Origin of the sequence: Aminobacter sp. MET-1 (assembly GCF_026521175.1) — a bacterium.
Lineage (GTDB): Bacteria > Pseudomonadota > Alphaproteobacteria > Rhizobiales > Rhizobiaceae > Aminobacter.
The window spans coordinates 1-440 of the sequence record NZ_JAMSHL010000074.1 but is presented as its reverse complement, the minus strand read 5'-3'; the positions used below and the strand labels follow the sequence as shown (position 1 = coordinate 440).

The 440-nt window shown below is 67.0% G+C and carries 1 protein-coding gene; it reads right to left on the bottom strand.

All coding sequences use genetic code 11. The annotated features are described in order from the left end of the window. Window positions 1–440 (bottom strand): aldehyde dehydrogenase family protein (locus NDO48_RS29075; RefSeq protein WP_267322897.1); only part of this gene is annotated, 440 nt, incomplete at both ends.

The window sequence follows — 440 nt, the reverse complement described above, 5'->3', positions numbered from 1 at the left end:
GGCTCATGCAGCGCCAATGTCACCGTGCGTGCCGGCGGCTGGTGCACCCTGCCCTCGAACTTGTCGGCCATGCCGGCGTAGAAGAACAGCCGTTCGATCGATTGTTCGACCTCTGCCTTGGCGGCCTTGTGGCTGGCACCGGTCAGTTCCGAGATGCGGGTTGCGAACTCCTCAGTGCGGCCGGAGAGGTTTTCGGCGAGGTAATAAAGAACCTGGGCCCGGTTGTAGGCGGTCGCTTCCGGCCAGGCCCTGCAGGCGCGTGCGGCCGAGACTGCGTCGCGGATGTCCTTGCGGCTGCCGAGACCGACCTCGCCCGCGAGCTTGCCCTTCGGCGTCAGCACCGGCAGCGCATAGTTGCCGTCGGGGCGCACCTGCTTGCCACCAATGAACAGCTTGGCGGTGCGGTCGATGCCTGGCGTCTCGCCATTGTCGCGGGCGGC